This window comes from Mesorhizobium sp. M7A.F.Ca.US.014.04.1.1, assembly GCF_003998745.1.
GTDB lineage: Bacteria > Pseudomonadota > Alphaproteobacteria > Rhizobiales > Rhizobiaceae > Mesorhizobium > Mesorhizobium ciceri.
In genome coordinates, this window is the sequence record NZ_RZRW01001263.1 from 1 (window position 1) to 724 (window position 724).

Annotated in this window: 1 protein-coding gene; it reads left to right on the top strand. The window is 55.9% G+C overall.

The window, feature by feature from the left end; all coding sequences use genetic code 11:
* On the top strand, positions 1-352 hold a 352-nt coding region (locus tag EOA22_RS35975; protein WP_348629527.1), incomplete at its 5' end, for an endonuclease/exonuclease/phosphatase family protein.
* Positions 353-724 lie beyond the last annotated feature (372 nt).

Consider the following 724-nt stretch of genomic DNA (forward strand, 5'->3'; position numbering starts at 1 on the left):
GTGCGGCGACTACAATGTCGTTCCAACTCCGATTGATGCCGTGGTGCCGCGACGATGGATCGGCGATGCGGTTTACTTTCCCGAGAGTCGCCAAGCCTATGCCGCGATGCTCGAGGACGGCTGGATCGACGCGGTCAGGCGCATCCATCCGGAAAAGGGGGTCTATACGTATTGGAACCACTCCTATGGGGGCGGCTACGACAAGAGTTCTGGCCTGCGAATGGACCATCTGCTGGTCAGTCCCTCGTTGTCGTCCCGGCTTCGCAATGCGGGGGTGGATGCAGAGACGCGAGGATGGGAGAAGCCGAGCGATCATGCGCCTGCATGGATAGAACTTGATAGCCCGAGTTGAGACTTGAAATGCCGTCCGATTCAGACGGTGCTGGCTGCTCCAGACTTCGCCCCCTTTGTCCGACATTTGTAGTCATTCTTCGGACCACGTGGCATCGCGAATTACTTTTGCCAACGAGCGGAATATTGTGTTTGGATCTCCATACGATCCGCACGAGCAGGTAATTGGGAACGACAGCATCGAATGCGTGGGAACTGACCACGTTGCTTCACGCGGGCAAACGCGTCAGTCTGTAGAATCGAGGCTTGTCTCGGCTATGTATGCAATGGACGACCGACCTTTGTTTATGAAATCCAGCATCGACAACCTCCCGCCACCAAAACAGCGCGAGCTGAGAAAGACGGTCAAACTCCTTCTCGAGGAGTTTGAGGA